General features: G+C 51.9%; 16 protein-coding genes, 1 tRNA gene and 3 rRNA genes. 9 read left to right on the top strand and 11 right to left on the bottom strand.

Translation table 11 applies throughout. The features are described 5' to 3' along the window. Positions 1 to 10: 10 nt before the first annotated feature. From GTU79_RS02880 to cspE, 5 genes are all read right to left on the bottom strand, one after another. Complete coding sequence (locus GTU79_RS02880; protein WP_214513688.1) at positions 11 to 601, bottom strand: hypothetical protein; 591 nt, start codon at positions 599 to 601, stop codon at positions 11 to 13. Between the two features lie 421 nt (positions 602 to 1,022). Next, positions 1,023 to 1,673: a hypothetical protein gene (locus tag GTU79_RS02875; RefSeq protein WP_214513687.1), complete on the bottom strand. Its 651-nt coding sequence runs from the start codon at positions 1,671 to 1,673 to the stop codon at positions 1,023 to 1,025. 20 nt (positions 1,674 to 1,693) lie between these two features. Next, a complete protein-coding gene (locus GTU79_RS02870; RefSeq protein ID WP_214513686.1) occupies positions 1,694 to 2,296 on the bottom strand; it encodes a hypothetical protein in 603 nt (200 codons plus the stop codon). 137 nt (positions 2,297 to 2,433) lie between these two features. Continuing rightward, positions 2,434 to 3,213: a dermonecrotic toxin domain-containing protein gene (locus GTU79_RS02865; protein WP_214513685.1), complete on the bottom strand. Its 780-nt coding sequence runs from the start codon at positions 3,211 to 3,213 to the stop codon at positions 2,434 to 2,436. Positions 3,214 to 4,149: 936 nt separating this feature from the next. Further along, positions 4,150 to 4,362 (bottom strand): transcription antiterminator/RNA stability regulator CspE, encoded by a 213-nt coding sequence (cspE, locus tag GTU79_RS02860; protein WP_132923614.1) that lies wholly within the window; start codon positions 4,360 to 4,362, stop codon positions 4,150 to 4,152. A gap of 540 nt (positions 4,363 to 4,902) precedes the next feature. On the opposite strand from cspE, the gene GTU79_RS02855 reads away from it, so the two are divergent. The 4 genes from GTU79_RS02855 (at position 4,903) to GTU79_RS02840 (ending at position 9,077) form a co-directional block, all read left to right on the top strand. Continuing rightward, on the top strand, positions 4,903 to 5,928 hold the full coding sequence (locus tag GTU79_RS02855) for an amino acid ABC transporter substrate-binding protein (protein WP_132923615.1): 1,026 nt from the start codon (positions 4,903 to 4,905) through the stop codon (positions 5,926 to 5,928). A gap of 78 nt (positions 5,929 to 6,006) precedes the next feature. Beyond that, a complete protein-coding gene (locus GTU79_RS02850) occupies positions 6,007 to 7,185 on the top strand; it encodes an amino acid ABC transporter permease (RefSeq protein WP_132923616.1) in 1,179 nt (392 codons plus the stop codon). 15 nt (positions 7,186 to 7,200) lie between these two features. Further along, the gene (locus GTU79_RS02845; RefSeq protein WP_132927894.1) at positions 7,201 to 8,307 is read left to right on the top strand and encodes an amino acid ABC transporter permease; all 1,107 of its coding nucleotides are present in this window, start codon (positions 7,201 to 7,203) and stop codon (positions 8,305 to 8,307) included. An 8-nt stretch (positions 8,308 to 8,315) separates the two neighbouring features. Next, positions 8,316 to 9,077: an amino acid ABC transporter ATP-binding protein gene (locus GTU79_RS02840; protein ID WP_132923617.1), complete on the top strand. Its 762-nt coding sequence runs from the start codon at positions 8,316 to 8,318 to the stop codon at positions 9,075 to 9,077. A gap of 27 nt (positions 9,078 to 9,104) precedes the next feature. On the opposite strand, the gene GTU79_RS02835 is transcribed toward GTU79_RS02840, so the two are convergent. Beyond that, entirely contained in the window at positions 9,105 to 10,277 is a 1,173-nt protein-coding gene (locus GTU79_RS02835) for an ROK family transcriptional regulator (protein ID WP_203522929.1), read from the bottom strand. A 262-nt stretch (positions 10,278 to 10,539) separates the two neighbouring features. On the opposite strand from GTU79_RS02835, the gene GTU79_RS02830 reads away from it, so the two are divergent. The 5 genes from GTU79_RS02830 to GTU79_RS02810 are packed head-to-tail and all read left to right on the top strand — an operon-like array spanning position 10,540 to position 15,620. Then, on the top strand, positions 10,540 to 11,793 hold the full coding sequence (locus GTU79_RS02830; RefSeq protein WP_203522930.1) for an extracellular solute-binding protein: 1,254 nt from the start codon (positions 10,540 to 10,542) through the stop codon (positions 11,791 to 11,793). A gap of 10 nt (positions 11,794 to 11,803) precedes the next feature. Next, positions 11,804 to 12,706, top strand: coding sequence for a carbohydrate ABC transporter permease (locus GTU79_RS02825; RefSeq protein WP_203522931.1), 903 nt, complete (start codon positions 11,804 to 11,806; stop codon positions 12,704 to 12,706). Further along, positions 12,703 to 13,542, top strand: coding sequence for a carbohydrate ABC transporter permease (locus GTU79_RS02820; protein WP_132923621.1), 840 nt, complete (start codon positions 12,703 to 12,705; stop codon positions 13,540 to 13,542). The genes GTU79_RS02825 and GTU79_RS02820 overlap by 4 nt, the downstream gene beginning before the upstream one ends. 23 nt (positions 13,543 to 13,565) lie before the next feature. Continuing rightward, a complete protein-coding gene (locus tag GTU79_RS02815; RefSeq protein ID WP_203522932.1) occupies positions 13,566 to 14,516 on the top strand; it encodes a carbohydrate kinase family protein in 951 nt (316 codons plus the stop codon). A 3-nt stretch (positions 14,517 to 14,519) separates the two neighbouring features. Beyond that, entirely contained in the window at positions 14,520 to 15,620 is a 1,101-nt protein-coding gene (locus GTU79_RS02810) for an ABC transporter ATP-binding protein (RefSeq protein ID WP_214513684.1), read from the top strand. Positions 15,621 to 15,658: 38 nt separating this feature from the next. Here the strand turns inward: GTU79_RS02810 and GTU79_RS02805 are convergent, their stop codons facing one another. From GTU79_RS02805 to GTU79_RS02785, 5 genes are all read right to left on the bottom strand, one after another. Beyond that, entirely contained in the window at positions 15,659 to 16,873 is a 1,215-nt protein-coding gene (locus tag GTU79_RS02805; protein WP_203522934.1) for a hypothetical protein, read from the bottom strand. Positions 16,874 to 17,426: 553 nt separating this feature from the next. Further along, positions 17,427 to 17,542 (bottom strand): 5S ribosomal RNA (gene rrf, locus GTU79_RS02800). A gap of 35 nt (positions 17,543 to 17,577) precedes the next feature. Next, positions 17,578 to 17,653 (bottom strand) — tRNA-Thr (locus GTU79_RS02795). 59 nt (positions 17,654 to 17,712) lie between these two features. After that, positions 17,713 to 17,828 (bottom strand): 5S ribosomal RNA (gene rrf / locus GTU79_RS02790). 124 nt (positions 17,829 to 17,952) lie between these two features. Further along, positions 17,953 to 21,029, bottom strand: a 23S ribosomal RNA gene (locus GTU79_RS02785). Between the last annotated feature and the right edge of the window lie 120 nt (positions 21,030 to 21,149).

The following is a 21,149-nucleotide window of genomic DNA, read 5'->3' as shown; positions in this document are numbered from 1 at the left end:
CCGGTAAATATCAGATTATTACCTTGCCGGTGAATATATCCTTAATGCGCCGGGCGCTTTTGGCGCGGCTGACACTAACGATAAGGACCGGGTTGCCCTTGAGATCATCGGCCGGCGTAATACTGACCACGTTCAGCGGAGTACGTGGTTTTACCAGGATGTGATCGATAAGGAAACCGGTGCCGGCGATTTTTTTAGGCACATTTTTATCGAATATGACGATTATCTGATCCCCCCTGGTTTTGGAAAACTGCCTGGTCCAGCCCTCTTTCCAGCCCACGCAGTTAACGGGCAACGCGGAGGCAGACATAAACCCCTTATCCGCCACAATGTCCCCTTCCTGCACCGCCTGGCCGTAAACGCCGCGGGGATATTCAGCTACTCGAAAGGCGTAACCATTGAAATCATGCATTTTGTCATAGTCGGACAGCAGCTCGGCCGCCTCTTCATCAGCTGATAAAATTGCCGTATCCTTGGACCGGCTGCCGAACCGCAGCCAGTCATTGATAAAATCGCTGCCGGCCTCGGTGTATTCTTCCAGGGCGGAAGAGTAAATCTGTTTTTCCGCCAGACCGTATAGCAGTTTTGAATATTTTTCCATATACTCAGGCGCATTATGTAAGCTGGAATATTTATTCTTGAGTAATCCCTGCATGAGATGCACTTCTTTATTTAAACTGTCTATGCCATCATGGGAAATATCAACATTAAGTGACCGTATCTCATTGAGGCTCGAGATATACTTCCTTACATCATATGAAGAAATTTCCTTCAAACTTACCTTGAGCCCTTGTATATCAGTGGTCCTGAAAAGGTTTTATCCTTTACCAGAATAGCAATGTCCGAGACATCCCCGACATGTAAATTGATAGGATATCCTCTGTTTTAAGCTGTACGGAAAATTCAACCGGTATTTCCTCAGAGTCCCAATACAAGTTTATATCTTTCCCCACTGGTTTTTAAAACCGGCCAGCATAAAGCTCTCAGCCATAAACACATCGTTAGGTTTAAGTTTGAGAAAATCACTTTTTGCATTCTGCCGATTTTACTACGGTGCATTGCGCTGGTTTCATCTTAGCCAAGGCGGAATGGATATTTTCTATTTGTCGCAAAACATCCGAGTCAATAACCACCGGGCGATGTCTGGTAGACACGCGCTTATGCAAAGCCTCATTAACTTGTCGCATATTCTTGTATTGAAAGTCTGCCAACGCTTGCCTCTCATGAGCGTTCAGGGGCCGTGTATTTCTCATCTTTAATAGATTAGGCTCGATAAGCGCCTGACTGAATATTTCTCCAATGCGTTCCATGCGAGTAATCAGGTAAGACTGTTTATTATCGAGACTGAAATAAACCCGAGTCAGCTTATCCCCATGCCCATGCTCCCCTGGTTTGTATATAACAAAACCATTCTCAATATCTTCAACAGGAAAATATCTATTAGAGAAAAGTATATATTTCTGATTATTAGCTCTATCTCTAAAAAAATTCCCATCCCTATCATATACAATTGCAGATTCGTTATAATCATATAAGGGATTTATTTCTATGTGCCTGGCTAAAATCCGCCTTACCTGCGGGGAAAATTGCGGGAGGCAAAGGCGGTTACCCACTATGCTGATTGACCTTGTTGTCTTACAAGGAATGGCATCAGTTAGGCGCAGCTTTTCCAAGTCAATTAACCGATATCGATTTAATTTCTTATTAAAGATGATGCCAATATTATTTTTTCACCAAGGAAATAATAGCCTGGATGTCCGGCAGGTTTTACTTGATAAACCGTGTTTTTAATCTTGAGGTACTGATCGCCCACCGCATCATGAAAAATACCGAAGTTATTGATTTTGGATAATGCTGAAGTTGATATATTCACTCCTTTGATATCGAGTTTATCAAGATTTGTTAAGACATTTTTATGAAAAGTTATTTTATCATTTATTTCATCGCGGGTTGAGTTTAACAAGTTTTTTTCAAACGAAAAAGCCTTCTCTGATGTTTGAGACCCGGCTGAATCAATATGATACATTTCATTTTTCAGCTGCTCCGATACCGGCATACCCCCAAACCGGAACCCAGCGCCTTCATTATAAGCAATGGACATCCTTCCCTCCAGCAGTCCTCCCATGGCGATTAGCGCCACGTTTATACCATCGCCCAGCACCAAGCGTGCCGCCTCTTTTCTTTCTGGCTCATCATCGCCATTGACCATTTTGTCAATGTCCAGCCCCAAGGAAATAAAGGGAGTAACAGGATTAGGCAAAAGCATATTCATAATGGAAAAATATTTTATAGCCATATCCCTTCGCACCTCCGCATTGGATTTAATCAGACTGTCCGCGTCGCTCAATGCCCTGTTTTTCTGTTGCATAACGATAAACCGAACTAAATCATCCGTTATTTCATCACGTCTCCACCAGATCCTATCCAAGTAGTTTATCGCATCGGCATCTTCTCCAAAAAATCAAGCCAGCTATTGACTCCATCAAGAAGAATTCCTTCCTGCCTGGTGTCAATTGAAAAATGGCCGGCAATAATTTCACGACTCCCTTTTTCCATGCAACTTTTTATAAACCATGTTTTCATGGTTTCAAGCGTGTGAAAGTAAAAAATCCCCCCAGGCTTCCCTGGTACATACATACCGTAATGTTGAGAATCATCAAAACTAAATATAATGATATCAGTAGACTTAAAACCATTAATATCGAATAAATATTTTTTTATGGCGGCTTTCCTCTGGGGAACAAGACCAAAAGCCTGTAGAAATAAGCCGGCATACTTTTTATTAGATTGCGTTGGCTGGCTTATTTCTAAAAGAAATTGGGCTAAAAAGATATATTCCGGAATATCCGTCTGCCAATATTTATTCAATTTATATATATATAAATTAAAAAAATCCATCTCTATGATAAGATTAGCTACGGTGGAAGGTTTGATCGGCACCTGATTCTCGCCGCCAAAGCATCCTGTGGGTAAGGTTGAAGCGTTATAAATACCCGTCATCTGATCGACAACATCCATATTGTCACGAGCATCTGCAGAGAAGTTGTACAGCACGCACTCAGTCAACGTCCTTGACTCTATGGCTGTGGTGCTATCATGGCGCCACCCGGTCACCGAGGCGGGATCATTCTGCGCCGATGTGAACCGATGAAAATAGGTTTTATCAGGGTCGAGAGACAAACCGGTTTTCTTGATTATCGCTTTTGATTTCATCAGCCGCCACTTTAAACAGATTAGGGTAGTTATTTTTATAAGCGTTTAAGAACGTCTTAATCGACTCGTATTTATTAAAATACTTAAAACTATTGGAAACCGCTAATGCAGGCTTTAAATCCATATCAATTTTTCTCAAGCCATCGACATCACTTTTGGATTTGCGGACTCCGTTATCTAAAATTATTTTATTTCTGTAACCTGCCTTGACGTGACTCTTTTTTACGACGGTTTAACCGCTCAGAGGTTAAATGTTTTTCATCTTTATTGTCGACGCTATAATAATAGATTGAATGCCGTTTTGGTATGATAGCAGTGGGATTATTTTGACATTGACTATGGCAATAAGTTTTTAGGAATGGGCGAATCATTACTTTCATTTAAATATAACTGTTTTGAAATCGTACTGGCCGACAATGAGGCTCCTTGAGACAGTTGAGCGGCATTGGTGAGCAATAATATTATTTTTAACCATAGCGATGCATTATCATATCTGGCCCTATGAGCAGGCATCTCAGACAAACGGTTGATAAATAACTGCTGTTGTTGATGAGAAGGTGCTTTTGATTTTTATGATTATTGTATTCGCCGATATTTTTCTATAAAAATAGTTTGTTATACTCATTAATATTCACCAATATTAACTCTTTTAATTAAAATAAATTATTTTATAAGCAAAACGAGTATTGATTAGAATTAAATTTTCAATTAATGTCAACATTGATAATATTCCATATCTTATTATGATTTTTTATAACCGATCATGGCGATAAGTAGGTGAGGGCGTTTAACGGATAACAAAATCATGTCGGTTTTCAAATAAAAACCCCGACAGAAGTCAGGGTCTTAAATTTTGCTATCAGGTAACTGCTATAGGGTCACAGCGTGCAGACTAAACGTCCGCGCTGGCCAAGCGGGTACTGACAATAGCGGGACTTACAGTGCGACAACGTTCGCAGCAGACGGGCCTTTCTGGCCTTTTTCGATCGTGAATTCTACACGTTGACCTTCGTCTAACGTTTTGAAATCATTGCTCTGGATAGCGGAAAAATGTACGAATACATCTTTGCTGCCGTCTTCAGGAGTGATAAAACCAAAACCTTTACCAGCGTCGAACCATTTTACTAAACCTTTCACTTTGTCAGACATAGATACTTCCTTCATAATTATTTGTGCCACATTGTGGCGATGAGGTCTGTTTATCAGGGATTACTTATGGTGGCACTTAAGAAGGAAATTCGTCGAAGAAGTGATGGTAGACTATCGCTTTTACTAGAACAACTTTACTAAAATGGCTTTCATAAATAGGTCTGCGCTACAAACCGTTGACACTATTAACTCATATCGACGCCTCGGATGCAAGCGTTATCCCGCATTGCCATCACAAGCGCTATCAAAAGTGCCGATCAAATTGCATATTGCGCAAAATGTGAACAACATTCCCATATAATGGAACTCATTGCCGTAAAGTGGTGCATTGGCGCCGCCATTGCACCAAATAAGTGCATGCTTGCCCCATAAAGGCCTGTTCCGATGTCCCAAACGCCCGTGATGTCGCGGCAGACATGCGATTGCCGAATTGGCATCCCCTTTGCTATGAGGATACTGGCGATATGCCATTGACAGGACAGATGCGCGGCAAAAGTGCATCAAACCATTAGCTTTATTTTCGGCCTCACAGGATGCTTTATGAAAAAAATTATGATTTCCGCGTTAGCCGCCGCAGCAACCCTCTTTGCGATAGCTAACCAGGCACATGCGGGCACGACTTTGGATGCGGTTAAGAAAAAAGGTTTCGTACAATGCGGCATCAGCGACGGTTTGCCGGGCTTTTCCTACGCTGACGCCAGCGGCAAGTTTACCGGCGTGGACGTGGACGTTTGCCGGGCCGTTGCTTCTGCCGTTTTTGGTGATGACAGCAAAGTTAAATACACTCCCCTGACTGCCAAAGAGCGTTTCACCGCGCTGCAATCGGGCGAGGTGGATGTGCTCTCACGTAATACCACCTGGACCTCTTCCCGCGATGCGTCCATGGGCATTGTGTTTGCCGGCGTCAACTATTATGACGGCATCGGCTTTTTGACCAAAAAGAAAGCCGGGCTGAAAAGCGCCAAAGATCTGGATGGCGCAACCGTATGTCTGCAGTCCGGTACCGATACCGAGCTGAATGTCGCCGATTACTTTAAAGCCAATAAAATGCAGTATACCCCGCTGACATTCGACCGCTCCGACGAAACGGCCAAGGCGCTGGAATCCGGCCGCTGCGATACGCTCTCTTCCGATCAGTCGCAGCTTTATGCGCTGCGCATCAAACTGGGTAAACCCGATGATTATGTGGTCCTGCCGGAAGTGATCTCCAAAGAACCTTTAGGCCCGGTGGTCCGCCGCGGCGATGATGACTGGTTCGCCATTGTGAAATGGTCGCTGTACGCCATGCTGGACGCGGAAGAAATGGGCGTCAACTCCAAGAACGTCGATCAGATGCTCGCCACCCCCACCAATCCCGATATGGCCCATCTACTGGGTAAAGAAGGCAACTTCGGCGAACAGTTGAAACTGCCAAACGATTGGGCATACAAGATTGTCAAGCAAGTGGGCAACTACGGCGAAAGTTTTGAACGTAACGTCGGCCAGGGTAGCGAACTGAAAATCAAACGCGGCTTGAATGCCTTATGGAATCAGGGCGGTATCCAATACGCTCCGCCCGTACGTTAATTATAACTGCCAATAGGCGGGAACACTGGCGCATGGCGCCAGTGTTTTTCCATCAGATTTATTTTCGGGGCTTTCCACATGCGACAACGCCAAACTGCAAAAGGCGCATTTTCCTTGACAAACCCTGCGGTACGCGCCTGGGTTTATCAGATCCTCGCGGTCGTGGTGTTATTTTCATTTGTCGGCTACATTCTGCACAATACCCTGACCAATTTACATCATCGCGGCATCACTTCCGGTTTTGGGTTTCTCAACGACGCCGCTGGCTTCGGCATCATACAACATCTGATTTCTTTTCAGGATGGCGATACTTACGGGCGAGTCTTTATTATCGGTTTGCTCAATACCCTGCTGGTTTCCGCGCTGGGGATCGTTTTTGCGTCAATCCTCGGATTTTTCCTCGGGCTGGCGAGGCTGTCCGATAACTGGCTGTTACGCAAACTTTCCACCATCTATGTCGAAACTTTCCGTAACATTCCGCTGTTGCTGCAGATATTTTTCTGGTATTTCGCCGTACTGCGTAATCTGCCCGGCCCCCGCCAGTCAATCAACGCCTTTGATATGATTTTTCTCAGCAATCGCGGCCTCTATATGCCCATGCCGCTCGCCGGCACTGGCGCCATTCCCACACTGTTGGCCGTAGTGATAGCCGTTGCGGTCTCGCTGGTGCTTTACCGGTTCAACCGCCGGCATCAGATGGCCACAGGCGAACTGCGGCGCAGCTGGCCGTGGATTATCATACTTATCCTGGGCCTGCCGGCACTGGCGCAGTTTATTTTCGGCGATGCCCTGCATTGGGATGTCCCTGCGCTCAGGGGCTTCAACTTCCGCGGCGGTATGGCGCTGATTCCCGAACTGGCGGCCCTGACGCTGGCGCTGTCCATTTATACCTCGAGTTTTATCGCCGAGATCATCCGCGCCGGCATTCAGTCGGTTCCCTATGGCCAGCATGAAGCGGCCCGATCGCTGGGATTACCGAATCCCGTCACGCTAAACCAGGTCATTTTGCCGCAGGCGCTGCGGGTGATCATTCCGCCGCTCACCAGCCAGTATTTAAACATTGTAAAAAACTCTTCGCTGGCGGCCGCCATCGGTTACCCGGATATGGTGTCTCTCTTTGCCGGTACGGTATTGAACCAAACCGGGCAGGCAATCGAAACCATCGCCATCACCATGTCGGTTTATTTGATTATCAGCCTGCTGATTTCGTTCTTGATGAACCTTTATAACCGGCGTAAAGCATTGGTTGAGCGCTAAGGGAAATCCATGACCATGACATTAACTCCCCATGAACCCGTAGCAACCCCGACGCGTAGCCGGCTGGGCCTGGCCCTGTTCTGGATACGGCAAAACCTGTTTTCCAGCGTTACCAACAGCATTCTGACACTGTTCTGTCTCTGGCTGCTTTGGGTGGTGGTACCGCCGTTGCTGAACTGGTTGATATTCCAGGCCAACTGGACCGGCGCGACCCGTAGCGACTGTACCCGTGACGGCGCATGCTGGGTGTTTATCCACGCTCGCTTCGGCCAGTTCATGTACGGTTTATATCCTATCGATCAGCGCTGGCGCATCAATCTTACCCTGGTGGTAGGGCTTCTGAGCCTGATACCGATATTCTGGAAAGCCATGCCCCGCCGCGGCCGTTACATCGTCTGCTGGGTGGTGGCATTCCCGCTTTTTACCTGGATCATGCTGTACGGCGGCTTTTTCGGCCTCAGCCGGGTTGAAACCCGCCAGTGGGGCGGCTTGACCTTGACTCTGATTATCGCCTCGGTGGGTATCGCCGGCGCCTTGCCCCTAGGCGTGCTGCTGGCCCTTGGCCGCCGGTCGAAAATGCCGGTGGTGAAGTGGTTTTCCATTGTTTTTATCGAGCTGTGGCGCGGCGTACCGCTGATTACCGTCCTGTTTATGTCCTCGGTGATGCTGCCGCTGTTCCTGTCGGAAGGCACCAATATCGATAAGCTTATCCGCGCACTGGTGGGCGTTATCATGTTCCAGTCCGCCTATGTGGCGGAAGTGGTGCGCGGCGGTTTGCAGGCGTTGCCGAAGGGACAGTATGAAGCGGCGGAATCCCTGGCCCTGGGTTATTGGAAAACCCAGGGATTGGTTATTTTGCCCCAGGCGCTGAAAATGGTCATCCCCAGTCTGGTCAACACCATTATCGAACTGTTCAAAGATACCAGTCTGGTGGTTATCATCGGTTTGTTCGATTTGTTCAGTAGCGTTCAACAGGCCACGGTTGACCCGGCCTGGCTGGGAATGTCCACGGAAGGATACGTCTTTGCCGCGCTCGTCTACTGGATTTTCTGTTTTGGCATGTCCCGCTATAGCCAGCATTTGGAAAGGCGTTTTCATACCGGGCATTCTTCCACGCATTGAGGTAACCCATGAGCGACAATAACGCCAACCCAAACGAACGATTGATGATTACGCTGGAAAACGTCAATAAATGGTTCGGCCAGTTCCATGTGCTGAAAGACATCAATCTACAGGTGAAATCCGGCGAACGTATCGTGTTGTGCGGTCCTTCCGGTTCAGGAAAGTCCACCACCATCAGGTGTATCAATCATCTGGAAGAGCATCAGCAGGGAACTATAGTGGTTGACGGTACCCTGCTGGATGACGATCTGCGCAATATCGAACGGGTGCGTACCGAAGTGGGCATGGTGTTCCAGCATTTTAACCTGTTTCCACACCTGACGGTGCTGCAGAATTGCACCCTGGCGCCGATCTGGGTGCGCAAAATGCCGAAAAAAGAAGCCGAAGAGCTGGCCATGCATTATCTGCAGCGGGTACACATCGTCGAGCACGCCAATAAGTTTCCCGGCCAGCTTTCCGGCGGTCAGCAGCAGCGGGTAGCCATAGCCCGCTCGTTGTGCATGAAGCCGAAAATCATGCTGTTCGATGAGCCTACCTCGGCGCTGGACCCGGAAATGGTGAAAGAAGTGCTGGATACCATGATTGGCCTGGCCAACGACGGTATGACCATGCTGTGCGTTACCCATGAAATGGGCTTTGCCCGCACGGTGGCCGACCGGGTGATCTTTATGGATCGCGGGGAGATCGTCGAACAAGCCCCGCCGGACGAATTCTTTACCCAGCCTAAATCCGAACGCACCCGCGCGTTTCTGTCGCAGATACTTCATTAAGGCCGGTAGCCCGCGCGCAGCGGGCTTTTATTTCAGCAGCACTTCGTATTGCGGATTGAATTCATCGAATATCGGCAGGGCCGCGGCTCCCAGCGCTGCGGTATCGGTACCGGTCATGCCGATGCGCACCCGCTGTTCGTCACGGTATTTACTGCGCACCGAGCGCAATAGCGGATGCAGCCGCCGGACAATCTTTTCTACCAGCGGCTGCGGCATCTGGCCGCCGATGATCACCGTTTCGGCATCAAAAATACACTCGATAATATTGATACCCTGGCGGGTGGCCGGCAAGGCGGATTCAACCCAGCGATCGAAACAGGCCACGTCCACCTGCAGCAGATCCTCCGGCATGGCGGTCATCGGATCGAGCCCGCAGGCTTCATAGGCCGACTGCAGCGAAAGATAGCACTCCAGGCAGCCATGATTACCGCAGGCGCAAGGCCGGCCGTCCGGCTGAACCACCATATGGCCTACCTCGCCGGCGTTATGGGCATGGCCGGTGTAGATGTGGCCGTCGGTAAAGATGCCGGCCCCCAAGCCGGTTCCAATATAAAGATAAATAAAGGAATCCAGCTGCTTGGCCACGCCGTGGAAACGCTCGCCGATGGCCGCCACGGTAGCATCATTTTCCAGCGTGACCGGCAGGCCGGTGGCCGCCGACAGCTCTGCCGCAACATCAATATTTTCCCAGCCGTGCAGCGTTGTCGGCCCCTGGGACGAAATACCTTCCACTCCGAAAGGCCCCGGCATAACCACGCCGATGCCCAGCAATTTGCGCCAATCGATCACCTCTTGCTTTTTCATTTCCGCCAGTATTTGCTTAATCAAGACCAAGGTTGCACCCGGTTGGGGCTTTCGCACCAAACAAAGGCGTCTGAAACGGACGTTGCCGGTAAGATCCACCAGCACTACCAGCAGGGTTTGATGATCGAGATGGATACCGATGGAGTAGGCGCTATCGGGGTTTAATGTGATGGGAACCGCCGGTTGTCCTCGTCCCCCCACATGCCGCGGCAGATGAGATGACAGAATCCCCGCCTGCTGTAATTCCAGGACAATGTTGGACACCGTTTGCGGAGTCAGCGCCGTAAGACGCGCCAATTCCGCCCTGGTCAGTTCTCCCTGCAGCCGGATGGCTTCGATCACTACCCGGCGGTTATGGGCCCTGGCGTGCTCCAGATTGGTTCCTGAATTTCTCATTTGCTCCCTACCGCTCATCACCCGTAGCGCCAGTATGTGCATATGCTTTATAGCAATCAAATTGATTTAATTATTCCAGAAGGCCTTTCCCGGCACGCCATTTGCTTATCTATACCCATTAGATTTCGAGTTGCAGCTCGAAAGATGAAGGGTATCGGCGACAGGCATCACAGGACAAAGAGGTCCTTATTGCTTTCGCCTATTAAAACAATCAAATTGATTTAATCCCCACCCCAACACTGGCTGTTTCCGGAGAGACGTTATGAATATAAAGAGAATGTGCCCCGCCCTGACCCTTTGTGCGCTATCAGTCCTCTCGCTGGGACTCTCGGCGCAAGCCCTGGCCAAAACCCAAATCAGCGCGTTGTTTATGACCCAGGCCGCCTACAGCGAAAATGACATTCGCGCCATGACCGCCGATTTCACCAAGCAGCATCCCGATATTGACGTCAATCTGGAGTTCGTACCGTACGAAGCGTTGCACGACAAGATCGTTGCCGCCAGAGGCGCCGGAGGCAATGGCTACGATGTGGTGCTGTTTGACGCCATATGGCCGGCGGAATTTTATAAATTCGGCTTGCTGCAGGATGTGACCCCGCGCATTAACGGCGATGACAGCAAAAAGATCTTCTCCGGCGCCATGAGCACAGTCACCTATAAAGACAAGATTTGGGGCCTGCCGTGGATTCTGGACACCAAATATCTTTACTACAACAAGGCCATGCTCGCCAAGGCCGACATCACTACCCCGCCGCAAACCTGGGAGCAGGTGGAACAGCAGTCGGAAATCCTGAAACAAAAGGGCATCGTTAAATACCCCCTGGTCTGGAGCTGGTCACAGGCGGAAGCGCTGATTTGCGATTACACCACCCTGGTCCAGGCATTCGGCGGCGAATTTACCCAGCAGGGGAAATTCAATTTTACCAATCCCGGCGCCCTGAAAGCCGTCACCTATATGAAAGAAACGCTGGACAAAGGCCTGACCAACCCCAACTCGCGGGAATATCTGGAAGAGGACGTCCGTAAATCCTTCTCCAATGGCGATGCGGCTTTTGCGCTGAACTGGACCTATATGTACAACATGGCCAATGATCCCAAACAGAGCAAAGTGGCCGGGGATGTGGGCATTGTCCCGGCGCCGGGCGGCAAGGCGGGGGACGTTTCCGGCGTCAACGGCTCCATGGGGCTGGGTATCGCCAAGGCCAGCCAGCATCCTGAACAGGCCTGGCAGTATATTACCTACATGGTCTCACAGCCGGTGCAGGACAAATATGCCAAGCTGAGCCTTCCGGTATGGAAATCGTCATATGACGACCCGGCGGTACAGCAAGGGCAGGAACCGTTAATCGCCGCGGCGAAACAATCCCTGAATGTGATGTTGTCGCGCCCGGCCACCGATCAATATTCACAGCTCTCCAATATACTGCAGCAGAACCTGCAGCAGGTATTGCAAAACCAGGTGACGCCGGAGGCCGGCATGCAGGCGGCGACCAAGGCTGCGGATCGTTTGCATTAAGGATTGCTTCATGCTCAGTTTGCCGCAACGTGAGCGTCGTCAGGCATGGGTGCTGTTGGCACCCATGCTGGTGATGATGTTTTTACTGACCGCCTGGCCGCTGGCCCGCACCCTCTGGCTGAGTTTTACCGATGCCGCGCTGATTGGGGGCGGGGCGGCGCCGCAGCCGGTGGGCTTCGACAATTATCTCTATGCCTTGACCGATCCCGATTTCCTCGCCGCCCTGGCGCGTACGCTCTATTTCACCGTCGTCTCGGTAGCGCTCGAAGGGGTGATAGGGGTATTGGTGGCATTGCTGCTGAATCAACAATTCTACGGCCGTAGCCTGTTGAGGGTCTTGGTGATATTACCCTGGGCGCTGCCCACCATTGTCAACGCCATGATGTGGCGGCTCAATTTCAACCCGGATTACGGCAGCATCAACGCCTTGCTGACCCAGCTCGGACTGATCGGGAGCTACCGCAGCTGGCTGGGCTCTCCTGACTCGGCCATGAATGCGGTGATGCTGGCCGATATTTGGAAAAATTATCCTTTGGTGACGCTACTGACCCTGGCGGCGTTGCAATCGATTCCGGACGACTTATTCGAGGCGGCGCGCATTGACGGCGCATCCGCCTGGCGGCGCTTTCGCGCCATTACTTTCCCGGCCATTCTCGGCCCGCTGGGCGTAGCCCTGATATTGCGCACCATTGACGCGTTCAAGATTTTCGACATTATTTACGTGATGACCCGCGGCGGTCCGGCGGACAGCACCAAGACCCTGAGCTTTTTTGTCTATCAGGAGTCTTTCAGCTATTTGCGCGCCGGCAGCGGCGCCGCCTACGCCATATTGATGACCTTGCTGTGCGGGATCCTGATCGCCATTTACATGCTGATGATCGCGCGACAGCGCCGACGGGGAATTGAGCAATGAAACGTTATATCAGGACAATGCTCCGCTATGGAGCGGCGCTGGTGCTGGCGATGTCCATTCTTGCCCCCTTGCTGTGGCTGTTTTTGATGAGCGTCAGCTCATCGGCGGATCTCGCCCGGATTCCCCTGGAGTGGATACCGCGCCAATGGGACTTCAGCCGCTACGGCCGGCTGTTGTCCCTTGAACCAGGCCAGCCGGGAGACCTGTTTTTGCACGCCCTGGCCAATAGCATTATCACCGCAACCGGCGCCACGCTGATTTCATTGGCGCTGGCCATTCCGGCGGCGTTCAGCTTCTCCCGCTACCCGGGCCGCGACGGCTGGCTGATGGGCAGTCTGGCCATTTATATGGTGCCGCCGGTTGCCTTTGTGCTGCCGCTCTATTTTGTGCTGCAGCAGCTGTCGCTGCTGAATACCCACCTGGGACTCATTCTGGTGTATTGCTCGCTGATACTGCCGTTTCTGACCTGGATGCTGAAAAACCAGTTCGATGCCCTGCCACTGGATATTGAACAGGCGGCCCGACTGGACGGCCTGCGCTTCTGGCAGGTACTGCTGCGGATCACCCTGCCGCTGGCGAAACCGTCGCTGGCCGCCTCGGCGGTATTCGGCTGGCTGCTGGCCTGGGATGAGTTTTTTTACGCACTGCTGTTTACCAATAACATCCAGGCACAAACACTGCCGGTCACTATCGCCGGTTTTACCGCCGGCCGGGCCACCGACGACGGTTTGGTGGCCGCCGTCGGCATTCTGGCGTCGGTTCCGCCGCTGTTTATCGCCATTTGGCTGCAAAAATTCCTGGTGAGCGGTTTAACCAGCGGCGGCAGCAAAGGTTAATCACAGGACGATATCAATAGACTATGACTACATCCGCACCCGAGGCCACTTTATATGTAGTGGGCAATATCAATATCGACCTGATTATGGGTACGTTGCTTGAATGGCCCGCCCGCGGCACCGAGGCAATGCTCGAGCACAGCGCACTGCGTCCCGGCGGGTCGGCTGGCAACTGCGTTCTCGCCCTGGCGGCTTTGGGCACCCGGCACCGCGCGGTGGCCAATCAGGGCAACGATCATTTCGCCCGCTGGCTGGCGGACTATTTTGCCGACAGCGCACCGTTTTGGCCGCGCTACGACTGTGAAACCTCGCTGACGGTGGGCATCACCCATCCCGATAACGAACGTACGTTTTTCAGCAACCAAGGGCACATCGTGCGGCTGTCGCAACAGGATGTCCTGCGGCAATTACCGCCGCAGGCGGCGCCGGGAGATATGGTATTGCTGTGCGGCACCTTTCTCTGCCTGCGCCTCTTCGAAGAATATTCCGAGCTGCTGGCGACATTACAGCGGCGCGGCTTTAAGGTGGCGGTGGATACCGGCTGGCCCCCTTCGGGCTGGAACAGCGAACTGCGCCAACGGATCCAGGGCTGGATCGGCCACTGCGATTATCTGCTGTTGAATGAAGTGGAGACCCTGGGGCTGGCGGACAGCGGCGACCTGGCGGCGGCGGGTCACTCCCTGGCACGGCGGCTGGCGCCGGGCGGCGCCTGCGTCATCAAATACGGCAGCCAGGGGGCGATGGTCTGCGACGGCCTTGAAGTTTTATCCTGCGGCGCGGAAGTAGTAGAAGTGGTGGACACCATTGGCGCCGGCGACAGCTTTAACGCCGGTTTCCTCAGTGCGCTGCTTTATGGTTATAACCGCCGGCAGGCGCTTTATTGGGGCACCCGGGTCGCCGGACGGGCCATCAGCAGTTCGCCGCGCCAGTACCCTGATCGCACCTCACTTCAATCTTTTGCCGGGGAGGAGTAATCCATGGCGAGCGTAGAATTAGTCAAAGTCGCCAAACATTATGGCAAACATGCCGTGCTGCATCCGCTTGATTTGAAAATCCCGGACGGCAGCTTTACGGTTCTGGTGGGACCTTCCGGCTGTGGTAAATCGACTTTGCTGCGTTTACTGGCCGGGCTGGATACGGTGTCTGACGGCGATATTTTTATTGATAGCCAGCAAATCAATAATCTCGATCCCGCGGATCGGGATATCGCCATGGTTTTCCAAAGCTATGCCCTTTATCCCCATCTCACCGTGGCGGAGAATCTGGCTTTCCATATGCAGGTTAAAAAAGTGCCTCGCCTGGAGCAGCAGACCAAAGTACAACAGGTGGCACGCATGCTGGGTATCGAACCGTTGCTGAAACGTCTGCCGAAAGCCTTGTCCGGCGGCCAGCGCCAGCGTGTGGCCATGGGGCGGGCCATGGTGCGTAATCCCCGGGTATTCTTGTTTGACGAGCCGTTGTCCAACCTTGATGCCCAACTGCGCATGGAATTGCGGGCTGAAATCAAATCACTGCACCAGCAGTTGAAAACCACCACGGTGTATGTCACGCACGATCAGGTCGAGGCCATGACCCTGGCGGACCAAATCGTCGTGATGAAGGAGGGCAGCATTGTCCAGCAGGGACGACCGCTGGAGATTTACGACCGGCCGGTAAATACCTTTGTCGCGCGTTTTATCGGCTCTCCGCCCATGAACCTGCTGAACGGCCTGACGGAAATTCGCGATGGCGTGCCGGGCGTGAAATGCGGCGAACTGTGGTTTCCTTTGCCGGCAAAATGGCATGCCGCCGCACGACAGCAGGGAAGTTCGCCGGTGACGCTGGGTATCCGTCCCCATGATTTCATGCAGGTAGCCGCCTCTTCACAGCCGCCCGCCACGCTTCGGCTACAGGAAATCACCGGCGAAACCAGCTTGCTCCACGTGGACTGGGGCGGATTTGCGCTGCATGTCCAGTTCGCCGGCCGGTTAAATAATCCGCCGGGCCAGCCGTTGTGGCTGGAGGTGGAGGCGCAGAGCCTTCACCTGTTTGACACTGCCAGCGGTCAGCGGCTTACGGAAAATCATGCCGGCGCGTGACATCATGCCAGACATTCTTTACTGTCTGTCAAAAACCCTTAATCAATTTCGGGGAAAGCCGGCCTGTTTCGCGTTGACGCAACAGTGCTGGTGCCCATGAAATTTCGCACCGCGCTTACCTGCTGGCCGATAGCCGAAGCGGCATGTTTAAAGCGGCCACCTGAGCGGTGATCCAACCCAGCATATAAGCCGCCGGCCATGCCGCCGGTATAGGCGCCAAACCACTCGCCAAGGCCCGCACTGACTTCGCCATTTGTCGTTCTATCCCTTTTCGGATTAGTCCGTTGCGCATCAGGCTTTGTTTTGCCTAATCGGCTATCGACATGGACAATCGAGGGAGATTTTTCTGCCAACTTATCTTTTTCGATAAATGCCGCATCGTTACCCATCGTAAAAGCGCTTCTCTGACTGTGGGCCGGGGCGACGGCATCCTGGAGCCAAAACCGCCAATAGGCATTGACCAACCCCGTCACGTAGCTTTCGTCATGTTTGCTTAGGTCGGCGCTGCGGAACAGCCTGTTATCACCCGCTGCGGAACGTTCTCCTTCTGGCTGGGCCGGGAAGATATCCGGCAGCCAAAAGCGCCAGTAGGCATGTATACCCGCCGTGGCTAAGTCCGCCCCCTTTTCAGCTAGCATATCCACTTCCCTGCCAACCATAGCGCCGTGGAATGCACCGCTTCCGGCCATTTCACCTATTTTCGAACTGCCTTCGATTGTCCCATTAATATTAATTCCAGCGTTCGAGCCGGCCATAGCTCCTGCATAACTTGCCTCTGAGACCTTACAATCCTGTTGCTTTGCCAGCTTTTGTACCTTGGCAACGCTTACTCCCACCCCATTAGCGCAGGCCATGCCGGTTTCGGTACCTTTTTCTCGGCTTTTATAAAAACTTAACTTCATTGCAAGCCATGTGGCTTTCAAGTTAGCGCCATTAAGTTTAGCAGACACCCCCGCAACAACGCCTGCAGCAACACTTTGTACCACCTTCATTTTATTAAACGCCCAAGCACTTATCAGTATAGCGACCCAATCTTTTTTATCAGCGTGACAAGCGCGCCATACAACGCACAACACATACAAAACGGTAACCGCTAACGTTAACGGTAAAAAAGATAAACCAAACGTTCCCGCCACTGCTATCGCCGTGAGCATAACCGTGCTCATTCCATCAAGGTATGCCGGGAGGACCTCTATTATTTTTTTAAAAATAATTTTTATTTTGGCACTGGCGGATTTATTGGGGTTTTTCACTGCCGGCTCAGTTTTGACAATATTTACTGGCACATTTGCTGGGTTACACTTTGATGTCGCCGATGGCCTATGCGCGGAGTCGGCCCCATCGCTTGGCGTGGTAACGCTAAAAAAAGGGATTTTCCCCTTCATAGCGGGAGACGCTCTGCTGCCGTGGGTGCCGGAAGATGAGCTCGATGATTGACCAGGATAGTCGGTAAATGTTAAATTACGATTTTCCACTGACGTAACCGCCCTGCCAATGCCCTTGCATTCTGTGTCGCATTCTGTATCGAGTAGTGGAGATGAAACCTTGGGTATTCCACAGAATATTGAAGAGGATGTCATGGCTGTTGCCTCCTGATTTTACAGCCATGGTAATCAGGAGTGGCAAAGAGGACTTTCAGAAATCGACGAAATGATAATTATTCGTAGACTATTTTTAACTGCCAGCCGCCTTCGGTTTCGTTCAAGCAGTGTTGCCGGTTGTCCTACTCTCTGCTCGAGTAGCGAACTGCCTATTTTACAGACGGAAAAAGCCCTCTGTTTTCACAGAGGGCTTCGTTCAATGGATGCCTGGCAGTTCCCTACTCTCGCATGGGGAGACCCCACACTACCATCGGCGCTACGGCGTTTCACTACTGAGTTCGGCATGGGGTCAGGTGGGACCACCGCGCTAGTGCCGCCAGGCAAATTCTTTATTTGCCGGACTCCGCCAAATGAACTGGTGCTGATACCCAGAGTCGAACTGGGGACCTCACCCTTACCAAGGGTGCGCTCTACCAACTGAGCCATATCAGCGCTCTAAGCTTGTATTGACCACACCTTATGCTTCGCTCAAGGTATCGGCCTTAATGGATGCCTGGCAGTTCCCTACTCTCGCATGGGGAGACCCCACACTACCATCGGCGCTACGGCGTTTCACTGCTGAGTTCGGCATGGGGTCAGGTGGGACCACCGCGCTAGTGCCGCCAGGCAAATTCGTTATCCAACCGTCATCTTTCAACGATGACCATTGGCCTTTATCCGGAACTTCGCTGAAAATTCTCTCATCGCCCTTGCGGACAACGCTCTCATCGCCCAAACACCTTAGGTGTTGTAAGGTTAAGTCTCACGGGTCATTAGTATCGGTTAGCTCAACGCATCGCTGCGCTTACACACCCGACCTATCAACGTCATCGTCTTTAACGTCCCTTCAGGTGGCCTAAAGCCACAGGGAAGACTCATCTCGAGGCAAGTTTCCCGCTTAGATGCTTTCAGCGGTTATCTCTTCCGCACGTAGCTACCGGGCAATGCCATTGGCATGACAACCCGAACACCAGTGGTGCGTCCACTCCGGTCCTCTCGTACTAGGAGCAGCCCCTCTCAATCTTCCAACGCCCACGGCAGATAGGGACCGAACTGTCTCACGACGTTCTAAACCCAGCTCGCGTACCACTTTAAATGGCGAACAGCCATACCCTTGGGACCTACTTCAGCCCCAGGATGTGATGAGCCGACATCGAGGTGCCAAACACCGCCGTCGATATGAACTCTTGGGCGGTATCAGCCTGTTATCCCCGGAGTACCTTTTATCCGTTGAGCGATGGCCCTTCCATTCAGAACCACCGGATCACTAAGACCTGCTTTCGCACCTGCTCGAGCCGTCACTCTCGCAGTCAAGCTAGCTTATGCCTTTGCACTAACCTCACGATGTCCGACCGTGATTAGCTAACCTTCGTGCTCCTCCGTTACTCTTTAGGAGGAGACCGCCCCAGTCAAACTACCCACCAGACACTGTCCTCGACCCGGATTACGGGCCGGAGTTAGAACATCAAACATTAAAGGGTGGTATTTCAAGGTTGGCTCCATAAGGACTGGCGTCCCTACTTCAAAGCCTCCCACCTATCCTACACATCAAGGCTCAATGTTCAGTGTCAAGCTATAGTAAAGGTTCACGGGGTCTTTCCGTCTTGCCGCGGGTACACTGCATCTTCACAGCGAGTTCAATTTCACTGAGTCTCGGGTGGAGACAGCCTGGCCATCATTACGCCATTCGTGCAGGTCGGAACTTACCCGACAAGGAATTTCGCTACCTTAGGACCGTTATAGTTACGGCCGCCGTTTACCGGGGCTTCGATCAAGAGCTTCTCCTTACGGATAACCCCATCAATTAACCTTCCGGCACCGGGCAGGCGTCACACCGTATACGTCCACTTTCGTGTTTGCACAGTGCTGTGTTTTTAATAAACAGTTGCAGCCAGCTGGTATCTGCGACTGGCTTCAGCTCGGGAAGCAAGTTCCTCCACCTAATGCCAGCGTGCCTTCTCCCGAAGTTACGGCACCATTTTGCCTAGTTCCTTCACCCGAGTTCTCTCAAGCGCCTCGGTATTCTCTACCTGACCACCTGTGTCGGTTTGGGGTACGATTCGATATGACCTGGTGCTTAGAGGCTTTTCCTGGAAGCGTAGCATCAACCCCTTCACCACCGTAGTGGCTCGTCATCACGCCTCAGTGTTACAAGAGAACGGATTTTCCTGTCCTCTCCACCTGCACGCTTGAACCGGGACAACCGTCGCCCGGCCGGTCTAGCTTTCTCCGTCCCCCCTTCGCAGTCACACCCAGTACAGGAATATTAACCTGTTTCCCATCGACTACGCCTTTCGGCCTCGCCTTAGGGGTCGACTCACCCTGCTCCGATTAACGTTGAACAGGAACCCTTGGTCTTCCGGCGAGCGGGCTTTTCACCCGCTTTATCGTTACTTATGTCAGCATTCGCACTTCTGATACCTCCAGCAACCCTCACAGGCCACCTTCTCAGGCTTACAGAACGCTCCCCTACCCAACGGGCGTATCCTTAAGTCAACTCGACGTCATGAACGCATTGACGTCGCTGCGCTCCGTCAATCGTCTTTACCGCACAATTGTCTTAAGTGATACGCCCGCTGCCGCGGCTTCGGTGCATGGTTTAGCCCGTTACATCTTCCGCGCAGGCCGACTCGACCAGTGAGCTATTACGCTTTCTTTAAATGATGGCTGCTTCTAAGCCAACATCCTGGCTGTCTATGCCTTCCCACATCGTTTCCCACTTAACCATGACTTTGGGACCTTAGCCGGCGGTCTGGGTTGTTTCCCTCTTCACGACGGACGTTAGCACCCGCCGTGTGTCTCCCGTGATAACATTCTTCGGTATTCGCAGTTTGCATCGGGTTGGTAATCCGGGGTGGACCCTAGCCGAAACAGTGCTCTACCCCGAAGATGAATTCACGAGGCGCTACCTAAATAGCTTTCGGGAGAACCAGCTATCTCCCGGTTTGATTGGCCTTTCACCCCAGCCACAAGTCATCCGCTAATTTTTCAACATTAGTCGGTTCGGTCCTCCAGTTAGTGTTACCCAACCTTCAACCTGCCCATGGCTGATCACCGGGTTTCGGGTCTATACCCTGCAACTATACGCCCAGTTAAGACTCGGTTTCCCTACGGCTCCCTATGCGGTTAACCTTGCTACAGAATATAAGTCGCTGACCCATTATACAAAGGTACGCAGTCACCCCATCACTAAGCCCCTCTGCTTATTTTGTCGGTTGGGCGTCGCTTTCGCTCCGCCTACCGCACCTTTAGCAAAGGATGCATATGCAGCTTCACCACTGGCTTAGTGATGGGGCTCCCTGCTTGTACGTACACGGTTTCAGGTTCTGTTTCACTCCCTCGCCGGGGTTCTTTTCGCCTTTCCCTCACGGTACTGGTTCACTATCGGTCAGTCAGGAGTATTTAGCCTTGGAGGATGGTCCCCATCTTCAGACAGGATATCACGTGTCCCGCCCTACTCATCGAACCCACAACCTCTGCACCTTCGGATACGGGCTATCACCCTCTGTCGCCGGACTTTCCAGACCGTTCTCCTGATGCAAAAGCTGATGGTGGTTCTGGGCTGTTCCCCGTTCGCTCGCCGCTACTGGGGGAATCTCGGTTGATTTCTTTTCCTCGGGGTACTGAGATGTTTCAGTTCCCCCGGTTCGCCTCATTGCGCTATGGATTCACGCAATGATAGTGCAACGAATTGCACTGGGTTTCCCCATTCGGACATCGCCGGCTAATAACGCTTCATATCAGCTTACCGACGCTTTTCGCAGATTAGCACGTCCTTCATCGCCTCTGACTGCCTAGGCATCCACCGTGTACGCTTAGTCACTTAACCTCACAACCCTAAAGTGTTTGTTCTGTCCGACCGGCTGCACGACTACATGGCCGCGTTGCTCCGGTACTCGAAATCCTCATGGACATACAGTCCACTCCGGTTTCTCCGTGCCGGGCGCCT

The sequence above is a fragment of the Sodalis ligni genome, from assembly GCF_016865525.2.
GTDB lineage: Bacteria > Pseudomonadota > Gammaproteobacteria > Enterobacterales > Enterobacteriaceae > Acerihabitans > Acerihabitans ligni.
The sequence above is the reverse complement of the archived record's forward strand: the minus strand, read 5'-3'. Positions and strand labels throughout refer to the sequence as shown.